At 73.3% G+C, this 17,210-nt stretch carries 17 protein-coding genes; 5 read left to right on the top strand and 12 right to left on the bottom strand.

The window, feature by feature from the left end; all coding sequences use genetic code 11:
• Positions 1-36: 36 nt before the first annotated feature.
• On the top strand, positions 37-1,068 hold the full coding sequence (locus tag AC060K_RS11950) for an NAD-dependent epimerase/dehydratase family protein (RefSeq protein ID WP_483765634.1): 1,032 nt from the start codon (positions 37-39) through the stop codon (positions 1,066-1,068).
• Positions 1,069-1,087: 19 nt separating this feature from the next.
• On the opposite strand, the gene AC060K_RS11945 is transcribed toward AC060K_RS11950, so the two are convergent.
• The 5 genes from AC060K_RS11945 to AC060K_RS11925 form a co-directional block, all read right to left on the bottom strand.
• A complete protein-coding gene (locus AC060K_RS11945; RefSeq protein ID WP_483765633.1) occupies positions 1,088-1,552 on the bottom strand; it encodes a hemerythrin domain-containing protein in 465 nt (154 codons plus the stop codon).
• Between the two features lie 36 nt (positions 1,553-1,588).
• Positions 1,589-2,245, bottom strand: coding sequence for a response regulator transcription factor (locus tag AC060K_RS11940; protein WP_483765632.1), 657 nt, complete (start codon positions 2,243-2,245; stop codon positions 1,589-1,591).
• Complete coding sequence (locus AC060K_RS11935; protein WP_483765631.1) at positions 2,242-3,492, bottom strand: sensor histidine kinase; 1,251 nt, start codon at positions 3,490-3,492, stop codon at positions 2,242-2,244. The genes AC060K_RS11940 and AC060K_RS11935 overlap by 4 nt, the downstream gene beginning before the upstream one ends.
• Before the next feature lie 23 nt (positions 3,493-3,515).
• A complete protein-coding gene (locus tag AC060K_RS11930; protein ID WP_483765630.1) occupies positions 3,516-4,619 on the bottom strand; it encodes a hypothetical protein in 1,104 nt (367 codons plus the stop codon).
• Between the two features lie 113 nt (positions 4,620-4,732).
• The gene (locus tag AC060K_RS11925) at positions 4,733-6,448 is read right to left on the bottom strand and encodes a bifunctional ADP-dependent NAD(P)H-hydrate dehydratase/NAD(P)H-hydrate epimerase (RefSeq protein WP_483765629.1); all 1,716 of its coding nucleotides are present in this window, start codon (positions 6,446-6,448) and stop codon (positions 4,733-4,735) included.
• A gap of 89 nt (positions 6,449-6,537) precedes the next feature.
• On the opposite strand from AC060K_RS11925, the gene AC060K_RS11920 reads away from it, so the two are divergent.
• Positions 6,538-7,569 carry an LLM class F420-dependent oxidoreductase gene (locus AC060K_RS11920; protein WP_483765628.1) on the top strand — a complete coding sequence of 344 codons (1,032 nt, stop codon included), beginning with the start codon at positions 6,538-6,540 and terminating at the stop codon, positions 7,567-7,569.
• A gap of 39 nt (positions 7,570-7,608) precedes the next feature.
• On the opposite strand, the gene AC060K_RS11915 is transcribed toward AC060K_RS11920, so the two are convergent.
• Both AC060K_RS11915 and glmS read right to left on the bottom strand, forming a co-directional pair.
• Complete coding sequence (locus tag AC060K_RS11915) at positions 7,609-7,959, bottom strand: holo-ACP synthase (protein ID WP_483765627.1); 351 nt, start codon at positions 7,957-7,959, stop codon at positions 7,609-7,611.
• 30 nt (positions 7,960-7,989) lie between these two features.
• On the bottom strand, positions 7,990-9,879 hold the full coding sequence (gene glmS, locus AC060K_RS11910; RefSeq protein WP_483765626.1) for a glutamine--fructose-6-phosphate transaminase (isomerizing): 1,890 nt from the start codon (positions 9,877-9,879) through the stop codon (positions 7,990-7,992).
• Positions 9,880-9,949: 70 nt separating this feature from the next.
• On the opposite strand from glmS, the gene coaA reads away from it, so the two are divergent.
• Positions 9,950-10,942: a type I pantothenate kinase gene (coaA, locus tag AC060K_RS11905; protein ID WP_483765625.1), complete on the top strand. Its 993-nt coding sequence runs from the start codon at positions 9,950-9,952 to the stop codon at positions 10,940-10,942.
• On the opposite strand, the gene AC060K_RS11900 is transcribed toward coaA, so the two are convergent.
• The 4 genes from AC060K_RS11900 to rplM form a co-directional block, all read right to left on the bottom strand.
• Positions 10,939-11,688 (bottom strand): DedA family protein, encoded by a 750-nt coding sequence (locus AC060K_RS11900; protein ID WP_483765624.1) that lies wholly within the window; start codon positions 11,686-11,688, stop codon positions 10,939-10,941. The two genes, coaA and AC060K_RS11900, sit on opposite strands and share 4 nt — an antisense overlap.
• Before the next feature lie 153 nt (positions 11,689-11,841).
• The gene (gene glmM, locus AC060K_RS11895; protein WP_483765623.1) at positions 11,842-13,203 is read right to left on the bottom strand and encodes a phosphoglucosamine mutase; all 1,362 of its coding nucleotides are present in this window, start codon (positions 13,201-13,203) and stop codon (positions 11,842-11,844) included.
• 211 nt (positions 13,204-13,414) lie between these two features.
• Positions 13,415-13,900, bottom strand: a complete 486-nt coding sequence (gene rpsI, locus AC060K_RS11890) for a 30S ribosomal protein S9 (RefSeq protein WP_483765622.1) — start codon at positions 13,898-13,900, stop codon at positions 13,415-13,417.
• Positions 13,901-13,933: 33 nt separating this feature from the next.
• The gene (gene rplM, locus AC060K_RS11885; RefSeq protein WP_483765621.1) at positions 13,934-14,383 is read right to left on the bottom strand and encodes a 50S ribosomal protein L13; all 450 of its coding nucleotides are present in this window, start codon (positions 14,381-14,383) and stop codon (positions 13,934-13,936) included.
• Between the two features lie 443 nt (positions 14,384-14,826).
• Between rplM and AC060K_RS11880 the strand changes: the two genes are divergently transcribed.
• Positions 14,827-15,240 carry a DUF5709 domain-containing protein gene (locus AC060K_RS11880; RefSeq protein WP_483765620.1) on the top strand — a complete coding sequence of 138 codons (414 nt, stop codon included), beginning with the start codon at positions 14,827-14,829 and terminating at the stop codon, positions 15,238-15,240.
• A gap of 166 nt (positions 15,241-15,406) precedes the next feature.
• Here AC060K_RS11880 and AC060K_RS11875 read toward each other — a convergent pair whose 3' ends face one another.
• On the bottom strand, positions 15,407-16,315 hold the full coding sequence (locus tag AC060K_RS11875) for a tRNA pseudouridine synthase A (RefSeq protein ID WP_483765619.1): 909 nt from the start codon (positions 16,313-16,315) through the stop codon (positions 15,407-15,409).
• 28 nt (positions 16,316-16,343) lie between these two features.
• On the opposite strand from AC060K_RS11875, the gene AC060K_RS11870 reads away from it, so the two are divergent.
• Entirely contained in the window at positions 16,344-17,120 is a 777-nt protein-coding gene (locus tag AC060K_RS11870; RefSeq protein ID WP_483765618.1) for an ROK family protein, read from the top strand.
• Positions 17,121-17,210 lie beyond the last annotated feature (90 nt).

Below are 17,210 nucleotides of genomic sequence, written 5' to 3'. Positions count from 1 at the left end.
CCCACTGGCACCTAGCCCGGACCCTAGGATCGCCCGATGCGCAGAGCGGTGATCCTCGGTGGGACCGGCCTCGTGGGGCGGGCGGTGGCCCGTCGTCTGCTGCGATCCGGCTGGCGGGTGGACCTGACGGGCCGCGACGCTGCCCGTCTCCCGGCCGACCTGGTCGACGCGGGCGCTGCCTTCCACGCGCTCGGACGGACCGACGACGTTGCTACCGCGCGGCTGCTCGGTGCTGGTGCGGACCTGCTCGTCGACTGCCTGTGCTTCACGGCCGCCGACGCGCGCGGCCTGCTGCCGCTGCTGCCGCACGTGGCGTCGACGGTGATGATCTCCAGCAAGGCGGTCTACGTGGACGCGAGCGGCAATCACGTGAACTCACCGGTCAAGCCGCGGTTCGAGGGCCTCGTCCGAGAGGACGCACCGACCATGGCCCCTGACCGGAGCGGCGCCTTCGACTCCCCCGCCGGCTACGGCGCCAACAAGGTGGCAGCCGAGCAGGAGCTCCTCGGGTCCGGCTGCCCCGTCACGGTGGTCCGCGCCTCGAAGGTGCACGGCGAGGGCGCGGTTCCCGCGCGCGAGTGGGTGTTCGTCCGGCGCGCTCTCGACGGGCGGCGGACCCTGCTCCTCGCCGACCGAGGCCGCGGCGTCGACCACCCGACGGCTGCGGCCAATCTGGCGGCCCTGGTCGAGGTGGTGGCCGCACGGCCCGGCGCTCGGGTACTCAACAGCGCCGACCCCGACGCACCGGATGCACGCGCCATCGCGCAGACCATCGCCAGGCTCCTGGACCACTCCTGGGACGAGGTGCTGCTCGACGAGCCGGTGACCGCCGCGGCGGGCATCGGCAGAACGCCGTGGAGCACGCCGTCGCCGATCGTCCTCGACCTGTCCGCCGCGCACGCCCTCGGGTACGAACCCGTCGGGACGTACGCGGAGACGGTCCGCGAGACCGTCGACTGGCTGGTCCGCACCCAGGTCGAGCAGCGCGCGCTCGATCATCCGTTCTTCCGCGGCTACTTCGACTACTCCGGCGAGGACACGTACCTCGCAGCCCGGGCGCCTGCGTGACCGCGCGACGGCACCCACCTCAACCCAGCGGCCCGAACAGCTCCCTGCGGTCCAGGTCCTGACGGGCCGTCGCGTCCAGCACCGGGACGAGCATCTTCTCCTCGTACCTGAAGTGGGTCTCCATGATGGCGTCGATGCCATCGAGGTGGCGCAGCAGGTCCTCGGCCGGGAGGCCGGAGCTGACCGCCAGGTCCAGCTCGCCGAGCAGGTGGTCCAGCACGTTGTGGTCCTGCTTCAGGGCGGAGACAACAGGTGCCAGGTCGGGCCGCTCGGCCAGGACCACCTCGAACAGGGTGCGGTCCTCGCCCCGGTGGTGTCCCGTCAGCGCCGCACAGAAGCCCAGGCAGAACAGCCGCAGCTCGCGCGCCGCGGCGGGGGTCGAGCCGCCGTCGTGCACCGCCGCGCGCGCCACCTCGAGGGCGTCGCGGAGCCGCTCGTGCACCACCGCCAGCTCCTGGCCCCAGGCCACCACCCGCTCGTCCATCGCAGCCACCCTAGCCGTCCGCCACGGGGGCGGGGCTCACACCTCGACCAGCCCGGTCCGGTAGGCGGTCACGACCGCCTGGGTCCGGTCCCGCGCGCCGAGCTTCCCGAGCACGGAGGCCACGTGCGTGCGGACCGTCTCCACCCCGACGACCAGCTCGGCAGCGATCTCGGCATTCGTCATCCCCTGCGCCACGAGCCCGAGCACCTCGGTCTCCCGAGGCGTCAGCGGCGGCCCCGCATAAGCCCCGACCGTGCCTTTGCGCCCGCGCACGAGGGAGCGGACGGCCTCGGGGAAGAGCAGGCTCTGCCCGACGGCGACCGTGCGGACCGCCTGCACGATCTCGTCGGCGCTCGCACGCTTGAGGAGAAACCCGGAGGCGCCCACCGTGAGGGCGTCCAGCACGTAGTCGTCGTGCTCGAAGGTGGTCACCACGAGCACCTTGGGCGGGTCGGGGAGCCGGAGGACCAGCTCGGTGGCGCGGAGGCCGTCGACGCCGGGCATGCGCACGTCCATGCAGACGACGTCGGGCCGCAGCCGCCGGGCCTGCGCCACCGCCTCGGACCCGTCACCGGCCTCGCCCACCACCTGCAGGCCGGGCTCGCTGTCGAGGATGAGCCGGAGGCCACTCCGGACCAGGGGCTCGTCGTCGGCGATCAGGACGGTCACGGGCCGGCTGCTGTCGGCAGTCATCGGTCCTCCTCGGGTGCGGCCTCGACGGCGGGCCGGGGCAGGGTCACGCGGACGGTCCAGCGGTCGCCGTCGGGCCCCGCGACAACCGTGCCGCCGAACAGTGCCACCCGCTCACGGACCCCGGCCAGCCCGCGGCCACCGCGGCCCTGGCGCCACGCCCGCCCGGCGCCTCCGGGCAACGGGTTGGTGACCTCCACGACGAGCTCCTCAGCGGTGTGGCGGACGACGAGCCGGACCGCGCCGGCGCCCCCGTGCCGGTGGGCGTTGGCGAGCGCCTCGGCGACGATCCGGTCGACGGTGCGACGCAGCAGGGCCGGCAGCACGGGCGGTGCGTCCACGGTGGCCTCGATCTCCAGCCCCGCCCGCCGGTGCGCTGCGACGATCCCGTCGAGGTCCGCGACGGTCGCGAGATCGGCACGCGCGCCGTCCTCGTCCGGTCCGGCCCCCGGCCCGCCGCGGTCCGCCCGCAGCACCCCGAGCAGGTCGTCGAGCTCGGTGAGCGCCCCGCGGGCGGTGTCCTCGATCGCGGCGAGCGCCTCGGCGGCCAGCGCCGGGTCGCGGCCGGCGACCCGGCGGCCCGCGGCGGCCTGGACGCTGATGATCGTGAGGGCGTGGCCGATCCCGTCGTGGAGCTCGCGGGCGAGCCGGGTGTGCTCGGCCTCCCGGCTCGCGCGGTCGAGCGCGACCTCGAGCCGGTCGTGGGCGGTGGGCCCGAGAGCCCGCCCGGCAAGGCGGGCGGCGAGCCACCCGGCCGGCCAGGCGAGGGACACCAGGACGAGGCCGACGACGACGCACAGCACCACCCGGACCGCAGCCTCCACCGCGCCCGACGGCGGGGGCAGGAACGTGCCGATGGTGCGGCCGGTGACCGCCTCGACGCCGGCGAGCACCGCGTAGGGGACGCCCGCGAAGAGGGCCGTCGCGACGAGGAGGCCGGCGAGCTGGTGGAACAGCACCCAGGCGGCCGTCTGCACGCGGTGCAGGGGGCGGGTGCGGCGCGGCACCACGACCTCGGCCTCCGTGTGGAGCATGGCCCGCGCGGCGGTGACCTCGAGCTCGCGCGCCCCGGGGACGAGCCCCAGGGCGCCCGCAGCCAGGACGGTCAGGACCACGACGAGCCCCACGGGCGCCCCGAGGTGCACCGACTGCACGACGGTCACGCCGAGCAGCACCAGGGCCAGGCCGATGGCCGCGCCGAGCATGAGCCAGGCGGACCGGTGGACCAGGCGGCGGAGCGTGCTCGGCATGCCGTCATCCTCTCTCATGCCGGTCAGGCGGCCGAGGTCGCCGCGGCGCGATCAGGCCGCGAACCGTCGGCGCCCCGGCGGTGCGCCACGTAGCCCCAGACCGCGAGGGCCAGCATCGGCCCCCAGAACCAGCAGGGGAACAAGACGGCCGAGGCCAGGGTCTGGACCACGCCGTCGGACGGGATCATGGTCAGCAGCGGCACCGCCGAGAAGGTGAGCACCGCGGCGATGGCGCCGCCGGGCACGGCCGCCGCCGCGACGGGGACGGTCTTTCCGGCCAGGCCGGGCATCCAGCGCGGGAACACCTCGCCCCAGGGACGGATGAGTCCGATCGTCAGGGCGAAGCCGAGCCAGGCGCCGCTCGAGAGGACCACGCCCCAGATGCGGGTGGGCAGGTCGTCGATGACTCCCTGGCCGAACATCGGCCAGGGAGAGAGCCAGGTGAGCCGGACCAGCGCGTACGGCAGCGGGCCGCAGGCAGCTGCGATCGTGAGTGCGACGCGGTGACGCACCACCCAGGCGGTCGCCCGCTCCAGGTGCTGCGAGCCGGAGAGCGTCGTCGACGCGGTGGCCGCCCAGGCGGCCCCGACACCGACGAGCAGGAGGGTGGCACCGATGTTGGGCAGCTCGCGGACGAGCGCCGGGGTGAGCTCCCCGACGAGCGCCACGAGCGAGTCGCGCCCGAGGACGGCGCCGGCCGCGAGGAGCAGGAGGGCGGGCACGCCCGCCGTCCAGCGCGCCACGGGGTACCGGCGCACCACCTGGACCAGCATGACGACGACCGCCACCGGCATGGCCATCGCGACCAGGTAGCCGACGGTCGAGAGGGTGCTGAGGCCCGCCAGGGCGAACCCGAACACGAGCACCTCGGCGACGGCCGTGACGACGACCGCCCGGCGGGACAAGACACCGGCGAGAGCGGCGACGCCGGCCGCCACACCCACGAGGGCTGCGACGGTGTGCAGCAGGCTCGCGGCGGCGGCGCCCGCAAGGGTGCCGACGACGGAGTGCATCGGGTCGGCGTAGTAGCCGGCCCCGGAGCCGAGGAGCCAGACGGCGCCGAGGGCGGCCGCGACTCCGCTGAGCGCCGTGGCGCCGGTCAGCGCGAGGCGGTTGGAGCGGTCCATGAGAGGTCCTTTCGTCACAGGGGCTGGTGTCTCCAACACTCCTGGACGACGCCGGTCGGACCCTCCCCCGCTCGGGGGATCCCGCGCCCCGGCCGGGGGATCTTGGCCCCCGGTCAGGCCTCCGCGAGCACCTCGGCGACCGCGGCGGGCAGCGCCTCCGCCACATCGAGCGCCACCACGGGCCCCGTCGCGCCGCCGCCCGCCGCCCGCGCCGCGATCCATCCGGCGCGCCCGTGCACCAGCGCAGCGGCGGCGGCGAGCTCGGCCGCGAGCGAGGGCCTGGACAGGACCTCGTCGCAGCGCGCGGCGAGGAGCGTCCCGAGGAGGCCCGCGAGCACGTCGCCGGCACCGGCAGTGGCGAGCCATGCGGGCGCGTCGGCCTGGGCGTAGGCCGCCTCGGGCCCGACCACCACGGTGACCGACCCCTTGAGGAGCACGGTGGCACCGGTCGCCTCGTGCGCGACACGGGCCCAGCGCAGCGGCTCCGCCTCCACGGCGGCCCGGTCCGCGTCGTGGCCCACGCGGGTGAGCAGCGCCGCCAGCTCGCCCGCGTGCGGAGTCAGCACGACGAACGCCGGGCAGCGGTGCTCGAGCAGGTCGATCGCCCCGGCGTCGAGCACGGCGGGGACGGCGCCTCCGGTGACGTCGGCGGACAGCACGCCCGTGACCGCAGCGAGCGCCCCGAAGACGCGCCGGTGCTGGCCGTCGTCGTCCCCCTCGGCCGGGATCCCCGGGCCGAGCACCCAGGACTGGACCCGGCCCCCGGCGGTCACCACCTCGGGCCGCCGCGTGACCACGAGGTCACCGACCCGTGCGGGCCCGAGGTAGCGCACCATGCCCGCGCCGGCGCGGACGGCCGCGCACGTGGCGAGGACGCCCGCGCCCGGGTAGGTGGAGGTCCCGGCGACCACGCCGACCACGCCGCGCGTGTACTTGTGGTCGTGCGGTCCGGGCACGCGCAGGAGGGCGGCGACGTCGCCCCCGGTGAGGGTCCGCACGCTGCCCGACGACGGCGTGCCCCGCCCGGGTGCACCGGCCGCGCCGGGGCGGCGCGCGCCCAGGCGCAGTCCCAGGTCGACGACCTCGACCTCGCCCGCGAGGTGCACGGCGGGCGGCAGGACGAGCCCGGGCTTGAGCGCGCCGAACGTGACGGTCCGGTCGGCGGGCAGCACCGGACCGGGCACGGAGCCGTCGTCGACCCCGATGCCGCTGGGGATGTCGACCGCGACGACCCAGGGCCACACGCCGCCCGAGGACTCCGCCTCGCGCCGCGCGTCGGCGAGCGCCCGCACGAGCCCGCCCGCGGGCGGGCGGAGGGCGCCACGGGACCCGATGCCCACCAGGCCGTCGACGACCACGTCGCTCGTGCGGACCTGCTCCACGACCGCGGGCACGCGAGTCTCGTACAGGCCGACCACCGTGCCGCCCGCGGCGCGGAACGCCGCGAGGCCCTCGTCGTGCGCTGCCGGCGAGACGACCACGGCCGTCACCGTCAGGCCCTGCCGTACCAGGTGGGCGCCGGCGAACAGCGCGTCCCCGCCGTTGTTCCCCCCGCCGACCAGGAGGACCGCCCGCGCTCCGCGAACCGCTTCTCGCGTACCACGGGAGGGGCGCGCGGCCCGGAGCGCGACCTCTCCCGGCAGCCCGTCGGAACCGAGCCCTCCACGGAGGCGGGAGGGTCGCGAGGGGCGGCCAGGCCGCCGCCGGGCGACGTCCCGGACCACGGCCTCGGCGAGCGCGTACGCCGCGCGAGCCATCAGCGGATCGCCGGCCGCGAGGAGAGGCTCCTCTGCCGCGCGCACGTCGGATGCAGTCCACGCCTGGATCATGGGGACATGATGCCCCTTTCGAGGGCTCCCGTCGGACGACCTGTGGATGAACCCCGCCGCGGAGGCCTCCCGGCCCTTAGGCTCGGCGCATGCGATTCGGACTCTTCATTCCTCAGGGCTGGCGGATGGACCTCGTGGGCATCGCCCCGGAGAAGCACTGGGAGACCATGCTCGGGCTCCTGCACCACGCCGACAACGCGGCCGCCGGCGAGGCCGTCCCGGGCGGGGGCTTCGCCTGGGACAGCGTGTGGGTCTACGACCACTTCCACACGGTCCCGCAGGTCACCACCGAGGCCACCCACGAGGCCTGGACCCTCATGGCGGCTTTCGCCGCCGCGTCGCAGCGCGTCCGCCTGGGCCAGATGTGCACGTGCATGGCCTACCGCGAGCCTTCGTACCTGGCCAAGGTCGCCTCGACGGCCGACCTGATCTCCGGTGGCCGGATGGAGATGGGCATCGGGGCCGGCTGGTACGAGCACGAGTGGCGCGCCTACGGCTACGGCTTCCCCACGGCCGGCGAGCGCCTCCGCGCGCTCGACGAGGGCGTGCAGATCATGGCGCAGATGTGGCGAGAGGGTTCCGCCACCTTCGACGGCACGCGCTACCAGGTCGACGGCGCACGCTGCTACCCGCAGCCGCTGCAGCAGGTCGACGGCAAGCCGTCGATCCCCCTGTGGATCGCCGGAGGCGGCGAGAAGAAGACGCTGCGCATCGCCGCCCAGTGGGCGCAGTACACCAACTTCGACGGCTCGCCGGAGGGCTTCTCGCACAAGTCCGGGATCCTGGAGCAGCACTGCAAGGACGTGGGCCGCGACTTCGGGCAGATCACACGGACGGCCGACTACAACGTGGTGATCGGCGAGACCGAGAAGGACGTGGCCGACAAGCTCGCCTGGATCGAGTCGCACCTGCGCAGGTGGGCCCCGGAGCGGGCCGAGCAGGAGATCGCCGGGTCGTGGCGCAACGCCTACCTGACGGGCACGCCCGAACAGCTCGTGGAGAAGCTTCAGGCCATGGAAGCACGCGGGATGGGCTACGCCATCACGTACTTCCTGGAGGCGGCCTACGACCGGTCGGGCCTCGAGCTGTTCGGCCGCCAGGTCATCCCGGCCCTGCAGTAGCGCCAGAGCCGAGGGGTGAGCCGCTCGCGCCGGGGCGGCTCACCCCTCCGCGACGACCATGGCCGAGGCGATGCCGGCGTCGTGGGAGATCGACAGGTGCCACGAGCGCACCCCCAATTCGGTGGCCCGGGCCGCGACGGTTCCCCGCAGCTCGACCTCGGGCGGGCCGCCCACGACCCGGTGCACCGTCGCGTCGTGCCACCGTAGGTTGCCCGGCGCCCCGAGCGCCTTGGCGATCGCCTCCTTGGCGGCGAACCGGGCCGCGAGCGACGAGGCCGGCAGGTCCCGCTCGTCCTCGGTGAAGAGCTTCTCGCGGAGCCGGGGCGTGCGCTCGAGCGTCGCCATGAACCGGTCGACGTCGACCACGTCGATGCCCACGCCGATGATCATGGGGTCACCCTACGCACCGCCCCGGCCCGCTCACTCCACCGTGACGGACTTCGCCAGGTTCCGCGGCTGGTCCACGTCGAGGCCCTTGGCGGTCGCCAGTGCCATCGCGAAGATCTGCAGGGGAACCACGGCCAGCAGCGGCTGGAGCAGCGTGGGCGCCTGCGGGATCCAGAAGATCTCGTCCGCGTACTTGCGCACCTCGTCGTCGCCGTCCTCGGCGATGACGAGCGTCCGGGCGCCACGGGCCCGGATCTCCTGGATGTTCGAGACCACCTTGGAGTGGAGCGAGTCGCGTCCCCGCGGGGACGGGACCACCACGAAGACCGGCTGCCCCTCGTCGATGAGCGCGATGGGGCCGTGCTTGAGCTCACCGGCGGCGAAGCCCTCGGCGTGGATGTAGGCCAGCTCCTTGAGCTTGAGCGCACCTTCCAGGGCGACCGGGAAACCCACGTGCCGGCCGAGGAACAGCACCGACGACGCGTCACGCATCGAGCGGGCCGTGGCGCGCACGTACTCGCCGCGCTCGATGACCGTCTGGATCTTCCGGGGCATGTCACGCAGCTCGTCGAGGATCGTCGCGATCTCGTCGGGGAACTTGTTGCCCCGCAGCTGAGCCAGGTACAGGCCCAGCAGGTACGCGGCGGTGATCTGGGCGAGGAACGCCTTCGTGGAGGCGACGGCGATCTCGGGACCCGCGTGCGTGTAGAGCACGGCGTCGGACTCGCGCGGGATCGTCGACCCGTGCGTGTTCACGATGGAGATCACCTTGGCGCCCTGCTCGCGGGCGTGCCGTACCGCCATGAGCGTGTCCATGGTCTCGCCGGACTGGGTCACCGCGACGACGAGCGTCTTCTCGTCGACGATCGGGTCGCGGTAGCGGAACTCGTGCGCCAGCTCGACCTCGACGGGGATGCGGCACCAGTGCTCGATCGCGTACTTCGCCACGTGGCCGGAGTAGGCGGCGGTACCGCAGGCCACCACGATGATCTTGTTCACCGCGCGCAGGAGCGACTCGTCGATCCGGAGGTCGTCGAGCACGAGGGCGCCCGACGCGTCCGTGCGGCCCAGGAGCGTGTCCCCCACCGCGTGCGGCTGGTCGTGGATCTCCTTGTCCATGAAGGAGTCGAAGCCGCCCTTCTCGGCGGCCGCGGCGTCCCAGTCGACGGTGAAGCGCTTGGCCTCGGCGGGGTTGCCGTCGAAGTCCGTCACGGCCACCGACGTGGGTGTGATCGTGACGATCTGGTCCTGGCCCAGCTCGAGCGCCTCGTGCGTGTGCGCGATGAACGCGGCGACGTCCGAGCCGAGGAAGTTCTCGCCCTCGCCGAGCCCGACCACGAGCGGCGAGTCGTGCCGGGCGCCCACGACGGTGTCCGGGACGTCGGTGTGCACGGCGAGCAGCGTGAACGTGCCGTGGAGCCGGCGGGCGGCCACGCCCATGGCCGCCGTGAGGTCACCGGTCTCGCGGTAGGCCTTCGCGATGAGCTGCGCGGCCACCTCGGTGTCGGTCTCGGAGCGGAACGTCACGCCGTCGGCGAGGAGCTCCTGCTTCAGCGCGGCGAAGTTCTCGACGATGCCGTTGTGGATGACGGCGAGCCGGTCGCCGTCTGCCAGGTGCGGGTGGGCGTTGCCGTCGGTCGGGCCGCCGTGCGTCGCCCAGCGGGTGTGGCCGATGGCCGCCGTCGCGTCCGGCAGCGGGTGGAGGTCCACCTCCTCGACCAGGTTGGCCAGCTTGCCCGCCTTCTTGGCGGAGGCCACCCGCTCGAAGCCCGGGGCAACCAGCGCGACGCCCGCGGAGTCGTACCCCCGGTACTCGAGCCGGCGCAGCCCTTCGAGCGCGACCTCCAACGGCGTCCGCGACGGCGTCGCGACGCCATCGACCGCGCCCTGACCCAGACCTGTATATCCGACGATCCCACACATGCGGCCGAGTCTAACCGGCTGCTTGTTTCGGCCCCATGACGCAGGACACAGCACCGCGTACGGCAGAATCATGCAAGTGGTTTCCCAGTTCTCCGGCACAGATGTCGGCGAGCACCTCCTGTCCCTCGCGCCGGCGTCCCCGTACGTGGACCTCGACCGGGCGGCCTGGAGCAAGCTCTCCGCGTCCACGCCCCTCCCGCTGACCGACGACGACGTCACCCGCCTGCGCGGACTCGGCGACCCGATCGACCTCGCCGAGGTCGACGCGGTGTACCGCCCCCTGTCGCGCCTGCTCAACCTGTACGTGAACGCCACGACGAGCCTCCACGAGGCCACGTCCACGTTCCTCCGCGAGGACCCGCCCCGCACCCCGTACGTCATCGGCGTCGCCGGCTCCGTCGCCGTCGGCAAGTCGACGACCGCCCGCGTGCTGCGCGAGATGCTCGCCCGCTGGCCCGAGACCCCTCGCGTCGAGCTGATCACCACCGACGGCTTCCTCTACCCGAACGCGGAGCTGTCCCGGCGTGGCCTGATGGAGCGCAAGGGGTTTCCCGAGTCGTACGACCGGAGGGCGCTGATCCGCTTCCTGTCGCGCGTCAAGGCAGGGCAGGCGGAGGTGCGGGCACCCGTCTACTCCCACGTCTCCTACGACATCGTCCCCGGCGAGGAGGTGGTGGTCCGCAAGCCGGACGTGCTGATCGTCGAAGGCCTCAACGTGCTGCAGCCGGCCCGGCCCAGCGCCGTCGACGAGACCACCGTCGCTGTCAGCGACTTCTTCGACTTCTCGATCTACGTCGACGCCCGGACGCGGAACATCCGGCAGTGGTACGTGGACCGCTTCCTGGAGCTCCGTCGCACGGCCTTCACCCGGCCGGAGTCGTACTTCCGCCGTTACGCCGACCTCACCGACGAGCAGGCGACCGCGCGGGCCCTCTCCATCTGGGAGTCCATCAACGCCCCCAACCTGGAGCACAACATCCTCCCCACCCGGGGGCGTGCCACGCTGGTGCTCACCAAGGGCTCGGACCACACGGTGCAGCGGGTCCGCCTCCGCAAGCTCTAGCGAGCCGAGGGGCCCTCGCCGCCGTCGGTGCCCGACGCCGGGTCGTCGCCCCGCGTCGGAACGGTCACCCGGGCCTCCCCGCCGGGGTCCGACGCCGCCGTCGGATCGTCGCGGTCCGCTCGGTCGTCGCGCCGCGAGATCCACATGACGATCTTGTCCACGACGAAGCCGAGCGAGACGCCCAGCACCACGCCGAAGACGATCGCGAGCAGCGTGTTCTCGTGTCCGAGCCATTCCGCGGCGACCAGCCCGATCAGCATCGAGTAGATGGCCCACATGACCGCAGCCACGGCCGCGATGCCGACGAAACGGCGCCGCGGGAAGCCGACGGCCCCAGCCGTCATGTTCACGGCGACCCGGCCGATGGGGATGTAGCGAGCGGCGAGGATGAACGACGCCGCCCTGCGGGAGAGCGCCCGCTCCGCCCACGCGACCGCCTTGCGGCCGCGCGGCCCCCGCAGGAACGGCACGCGCTCGGTGCCGATGGCCCGGCCGATGTGGTAAGCGATGATGTCGCCCACCCAGGCTCCCGCCGCGGCCATGAGCAGCACCAGCGGCAGGATCGGCGTGCCCGTCGCGTGCGCGGCGACGGTGAGCGTGATGACGACGGACTCGCTCGGGAGCGGCGGGAAGAACCCGTCGATCGTGGCGAAGCCGAACATGGCCGGGTACACCCACGGCGACGCCGCCAGGGCGAGGATCCAGGACTCGATCGAGCCCAGGATGACGGTCAGCGGTTCGAGCACAAGACCTCGGTTCGTCAGCCCCGGGACGCCGGGGAAGAGAGGGTGGCACCAGCAGGTGCCGTCGGCTCAAGCGTACGCATCCGGGCACCCTGAGAGTCACCAGGGTCATCCCCTGGATCCACCCCCGGATCCTGCCGCCGGGCCGCCTCCCGGCTAGAGCGCGAGCCGCTCCCGCACCACGCCGGCCAGGTCCGCGGCCACCGCGTCAGCCTCCGCCTGGGTGGTCGCCTCCACCATCACACGCACGAGCGGCTCGGTCCCCGACGGGCGGAGCAGCACGCGGCCGGTGTCGCCGAGCCGGGCCTCGGCCTCGGCCACCGCAGACTTCACCCCCACGTCGGCGCCCGCACGCGCCTTGTCGACGCCCTTGACGTTCACGAGCGTCTGCGGGAGCCGCGGCACGTCCGCGGCGAGCTCCGCGAGACGACGGCCGGCGGCCTTGACGCGGGCCGCCAGGTGGAGCGCGGAGAGCACTCCGTCGCCCGTGGTGGCGTAGTCGGCCAGGATGATGTGGCCCGACTGCTCGCCGCCCAGCCCGTACCCGTGCGCGCGCATCTCCTCCAGCACGTACCGGTCCCCCACGGCGGTCTGGATGATCCGGATGCCCTGCTCCCGCATCGCGAGGACGAGGCCCAGGTTGCTCATCACGGTCACCACAAGCGTGTCCTGCGGGAGGCGCCCCTCGGCCTTGAGCCCACGGGCGAGGATGCCCAGGATCTGGTCCCCGTCCACGAGCGCGCCCGTGTGGTCGACGGCGATGCAGCGGTCGGCGTCACCGTCGAAGGCGACGCCGAAGTCGGCCTCGGACGCCACCACGACGGCCTGCAGCTGCTCGGGGTACGTGGAGCCGCACTTCTCGTTGATGTTGCGCCCGTCAGGGCTCGCGTTGATGACCACCACGTCTGCTCCGGCCGCCCGGAGCGCTGCGGGGCCCACGTCGCTCGCCGCGCCGTTGGCGCAGTCGACGGCGATCCGGAGGCCCTCGAGCGGCCGGAGGTCCGGCGTCGTGCCGACGGTCTCCGTCAGGTGCTTCACATAGGAGGCGGCCGCGACCCCCGCATCACCCCGGATCCGCCCGACGGCGGCGCCCACCGGCCGGTCCCACTCTTCGTCGAGGCGGGCCTCGATCTGATCCTCGAGCTCGTCGTCGAGCTTGAGGCCTCCTCGGGCGAAGAACTTGATGCCGTTGTCAGGCATCGGGTTGTGCGAGGCAGAGACCATGACGCCGAGGTCGGCACCGAGGTCGCTCACGAGGAAGGCGAGCGCCGGCGTCGGCAGAACGTCGAGGACGACCACGTCGACGCCGGCAGAGGCGAGGCCCGCGGCGACGGCGCCCGAGAGGAACTCGCCGGAGGCTCGAGGGTCGCGACCCACGATCGCACGCGGGCGGTGGCCCGGCTGGACCGCCGACGTGAGGACCCGCGCCGCCGCGCTCCCCAGCGCGAGCGCCAGCTCCGCCGTGACGTGCTGGTTGGCTAGCCCGCGTACGCCGTCCGTGCCGAACAGCCTGCCCATGCGTGTCCTCCTTGTGGGTGATTCCAGGGCCCGAGCCCCAGCCACGCCGCGCCTCGGGGCGCGCGTCGGTCGATCCTGATCACGGTAGCGGCCGGGCCGGGGAATCCGAAATACGAGACGCGACCCCGAACAGGACGCGGGACGGCCCCGCCGGACAGAGTCCGGCGGGGCCGTCTGTGCAGAACGGTCTCTCGCTGAGCGAGAGAACCGATCAGCGCTTGCTGTACTGCGGAGCCTTGCGGGCCTTCTTGAGACCGGCCTTCTTGCGCTCCACGACGCGAGCGTCGCGGGTGAGGAAGCCGGCCTTCTTGAGCGCCGCACGGTTCGACTCGGAGTCGATCGCGTTGAGCGCGCGAGCAACGCCCAGGCGCAGCGCGCCGGCCTGGCCGGACGAGCCACCACCCGTGATGCGGGCGATGACGTCGAAGCGGCCCTCGACCTCGACGAGCTTCAGCGGGGAGTTGACCAGCTGCTGGTGCACCTTGTTGGGGAAGTAGTCCTCAAGGGTGCGGCCGTTGATCTTCCAGGTGCCGGTGCCGGGGACGAGGCGCACGCGCGCCACGGCCTCCTTGCGGCGCCCGAGGGCCTGGCCCGGGGCGGTGATCGACTGGCCGCGCGTCGCGGGTGCGGCAGTCTCGGATGTGTAGGTGCTGGGCGTCTCGTCGTCCAGCTCGATGTCGACGGTGGTCTCGGCCACTTGGTGTCCTTCGCGTTACGTCTAGCAGAGGCCTCAGGCCTGCTGCGAAACCTGGGTGATCTCGAACGGCTTGGGCTGCTGCGCGGCGTGCGGGTGCTCGGCACCCGCATACACCTTGAGCTTTGCGATCTGGCCGCGGCCGAGGGACGTCTTCGGCAGCATGCCGCGGACGGCCTTCTCGATGGCCTTGCGCGGGCTCTTCTCCAGCAGCTCACCGTACGCGACGGAACGCAGACCGCCCGGGTAGCCGGAGTGGCGGTATGCCAGCTTGGTCTCACGCTTGTTGCCGCTCAGGGCGACCTTCTCCGCGTTGATGACGATGACGAAGTCGCCACCGTCGACGTGCGGAGCGAAGGTCGGCTTGTGCTTCCCGCGCAGGAGGGTGGCGACCTGGGTGGCCAGACGGCCCAGGACGACGTCGGTCGCGTCGACGACATACCAGTCACGCTGGATGTCGCCGGGCTTCGGGGTGTACGTACGCACGGTTCGTAACCTTTTCGTGTTTGGTGTCGTCGGGCGAGAAGCGGCGCCCGAAGAGTCGGTTGTTGTGCGCGGGACCTCCGGTGACGACCGGGCCAGACGCCGGCACGCGAGTGGGCGCACTGCCGAGCGCAGGACGTCGGAGGGATAGCACAACGACTCACCACGATACCCGGCTCGGGGGAGGGCGGTCAAAGCGGAGCGCGTCACACGGTCGTCGAACTGGTCACACCGGGACGACGGACGGGCGGAAACGCCGTTGCGCCTCCGCCCGTCCCTAGCGCCCCCGCGCCCCTGAGCTGCCCCCGTTGTACCCCGTCGCACCCCTCTGCGATGCCTGGAGGTTACCCGCACGGCCTCGGGGTGCAACCTCTGCTTGTGATATGGGCCGACGGCAAGGTTTTCCGCAGGTAGCGTCTCCGCACAGGCAGTGCCACGGTAGGGGGATGACAGCCGACACCCCAGCGACGTCGCCCGACCCGGAGACCGGGGCCGAGGGCGACACGAACCAGCTGCAGAACGACGACACGCTCCTCGACCGCGGCGGTGACGACGTGCTCGACGAGGGCTACTCACCGCCCGAGCGCCCTCGCTCCAACCACTGGGGCGAGACCCCCTGGGAGGAGGTCCACGGCGAGCCCATGGACCGGCGCCTCGCGGAGGAGGAGCCCGACTTCTGGGAGCAGGACCCGCTGAGCCGCCCCGACACCACACGGGCCGGTCGCCTGGTCGCGGACTCGGACGCGGACCCGGGAGAGGACGGAGCGCGTGAGAACGACGTCTACGGCGACGACGCCGGCATCGACGGTGCCGGGGCCAGCGCGGAGGAGGCCGCGGTCCACTGGGTCGAGGAGCCGTGACCGGAGCGCAGTGCAGGGTGGGGGCCGAGGAACGAGGCACCCGCCCGTAGCGGAGTGCAGGTCGCGGCGACTCATCAGCGAGGAGCCGTGACCGGAGCGCAGTGCAGGGTGGGGGCCGAGGAACGAGGCACCCGCCCTGCCCTCACCTGTCTCGTGCGACGCGGGCCTATCTCGCGGGGATCTCCCACACGTCCTCGTCCATGCGCTTGGCTCGGACCAGGTCCGCACGGGCCGCGAGCTCGGCGTCGGCGGGATAGCTGATCGACTCGAGCACGAGCCCGTGGGGAGGCACCACCTTGGCTCCTGAGTCGCGCCGCCGGGAGGCGAGCAGCTCGGCCGGCCAGCCGACGGGCTGCCGACCCTCCCCCACCGCGATCGATGCGCCGACGAGCGCACGCACCATGTTGTGGCAGAACGCGTCAGCGCGGACGTGCGCGACGACCAGGCCCGCGTCCGGACCGTCCTCCGGTCGCTCCCACGTCATCTCCTGGAGCTCCCGGATCGTCGTGGCACCCGGCCGTGGCTTGCAGTAGGCGGCGAAGTCTCGCACGCCACGCAGCGGTGCCATCGCCTCGGCCATCGCGCCGGGGTCGAGCCTGCGCCGGTTCCACAGCACGTGGGAACGCCGGAGCGGGTCACGCAGCGCCGGATCGTCGGCGATGCGGTAGGTGTAGCTGCGCTGCAGCGCCGAGAACCGCGCGTCGAACCCCGTCGGCGCGGGGGCTGCGCGGTGGACCACCAGGTCGGCGTCCAGGACGCCCGCGAGCCGGGTCACCAGCGCGTCGCCGGGTTCCCGCCCGGACCGCCCCGGGAGAGCGAGCCACCGCTCGCGGGGGACGTCGACGTGGGCCACCTGACCACGGGCGTGGACCCCTGCGTCCGTGCGGCCCGCAACCGTCAGCCGCGGCTCGGGAAGACCCAGGGGCTCCGTGCGCAGCACGATCGCCAGGGCTTCCTCGAGGGCCCCCTGCACGGTACGGAGGACCGGCTGCCGCGCCCAGCCGGCGAATCGTGTGCCCTCGTAGGCCAGGTCGAGGCGGACGCGGACGGTCGGGGTGTCGCTCACGCCGTCCATTCTCCCAGCCCCGACCTACAGTGACGGCATGGACGACACCCTGACGCTGGCGGTGGACTGCGGCGGCGGCGGCATCAAGGCCGCGGTGCTCGACGCGGCGGGTACCGCCCATGCCAACCCGGTCCGGGTCCCCACGCCCTACCCGCTCCCCCCGGCGCTGCTCGTCGAGACGATCGCCGGGATCGCGGCGGAGCTGCCGTCCGCCCGCCGGGCCACGGTGGGCATGCCCGGCATGATCCGCCGCGGCGTGGTCGTGCACACGCCGCACTACATCACGCGGTCCGGCCCGCGCTCCCGGGTCGATCCCGCGCTGCAGGCGCAGTGGCGCAGCTTCGACATGCAGGCGGCCGTGTCCGCGCGCCTCGGTCTCCCGTCGCTCGTGCTCAACGACGCCGAGGTGCACGGGGCCGGCGTCGTCGCGGCGTCCGGGCTGGAGCTCGTCCTGACTCTCGGGACCGGGCTCGGTTCGGCACTGTTCCACGGCGGCCGGCTCGCACCGCACCTGGAGTGGTCGCACGCGCCCGTGCGCCGGAACCTCACGTACGACCAGTACGTCGGCGAGCCGGAACGACGTCGGCTCGGCGACGCCCTGTGGTCGCGCCGGGTCGTCACCATGGTGGAAGGCCTGCGACCCGTCTTCCTCTGGGACCGCCTCTACGTCGGCGGCGGCAACTCACGGCGGATCACCGCGTCGGCGCTGGCACGCCTCGGTGACGACGTCGTCGTCGTGCCCAACTCGGCCGCCCTCGTGGGCGGAGCACGGGCCTGGGACCTGCCGAGGGCTTGGGACCCGCCGGGCGCCTGACGCACATTGCTTCGGCAGTTCGTCGGGGGGGGGGGGGGGGGTGGGGGGGGGGCCCCCCCCCCCCAAGCCCCCCAGACGTGGGGGGCGGCC

The organism is Antribacter sp. NEAU-D49 (assembly GCF_057158775.1).
The sequence above is the reverse complement of the archived record's forward strand: the minus strand, read 5'-3'. Positions and strand labels throughout refer to the sequence as shown.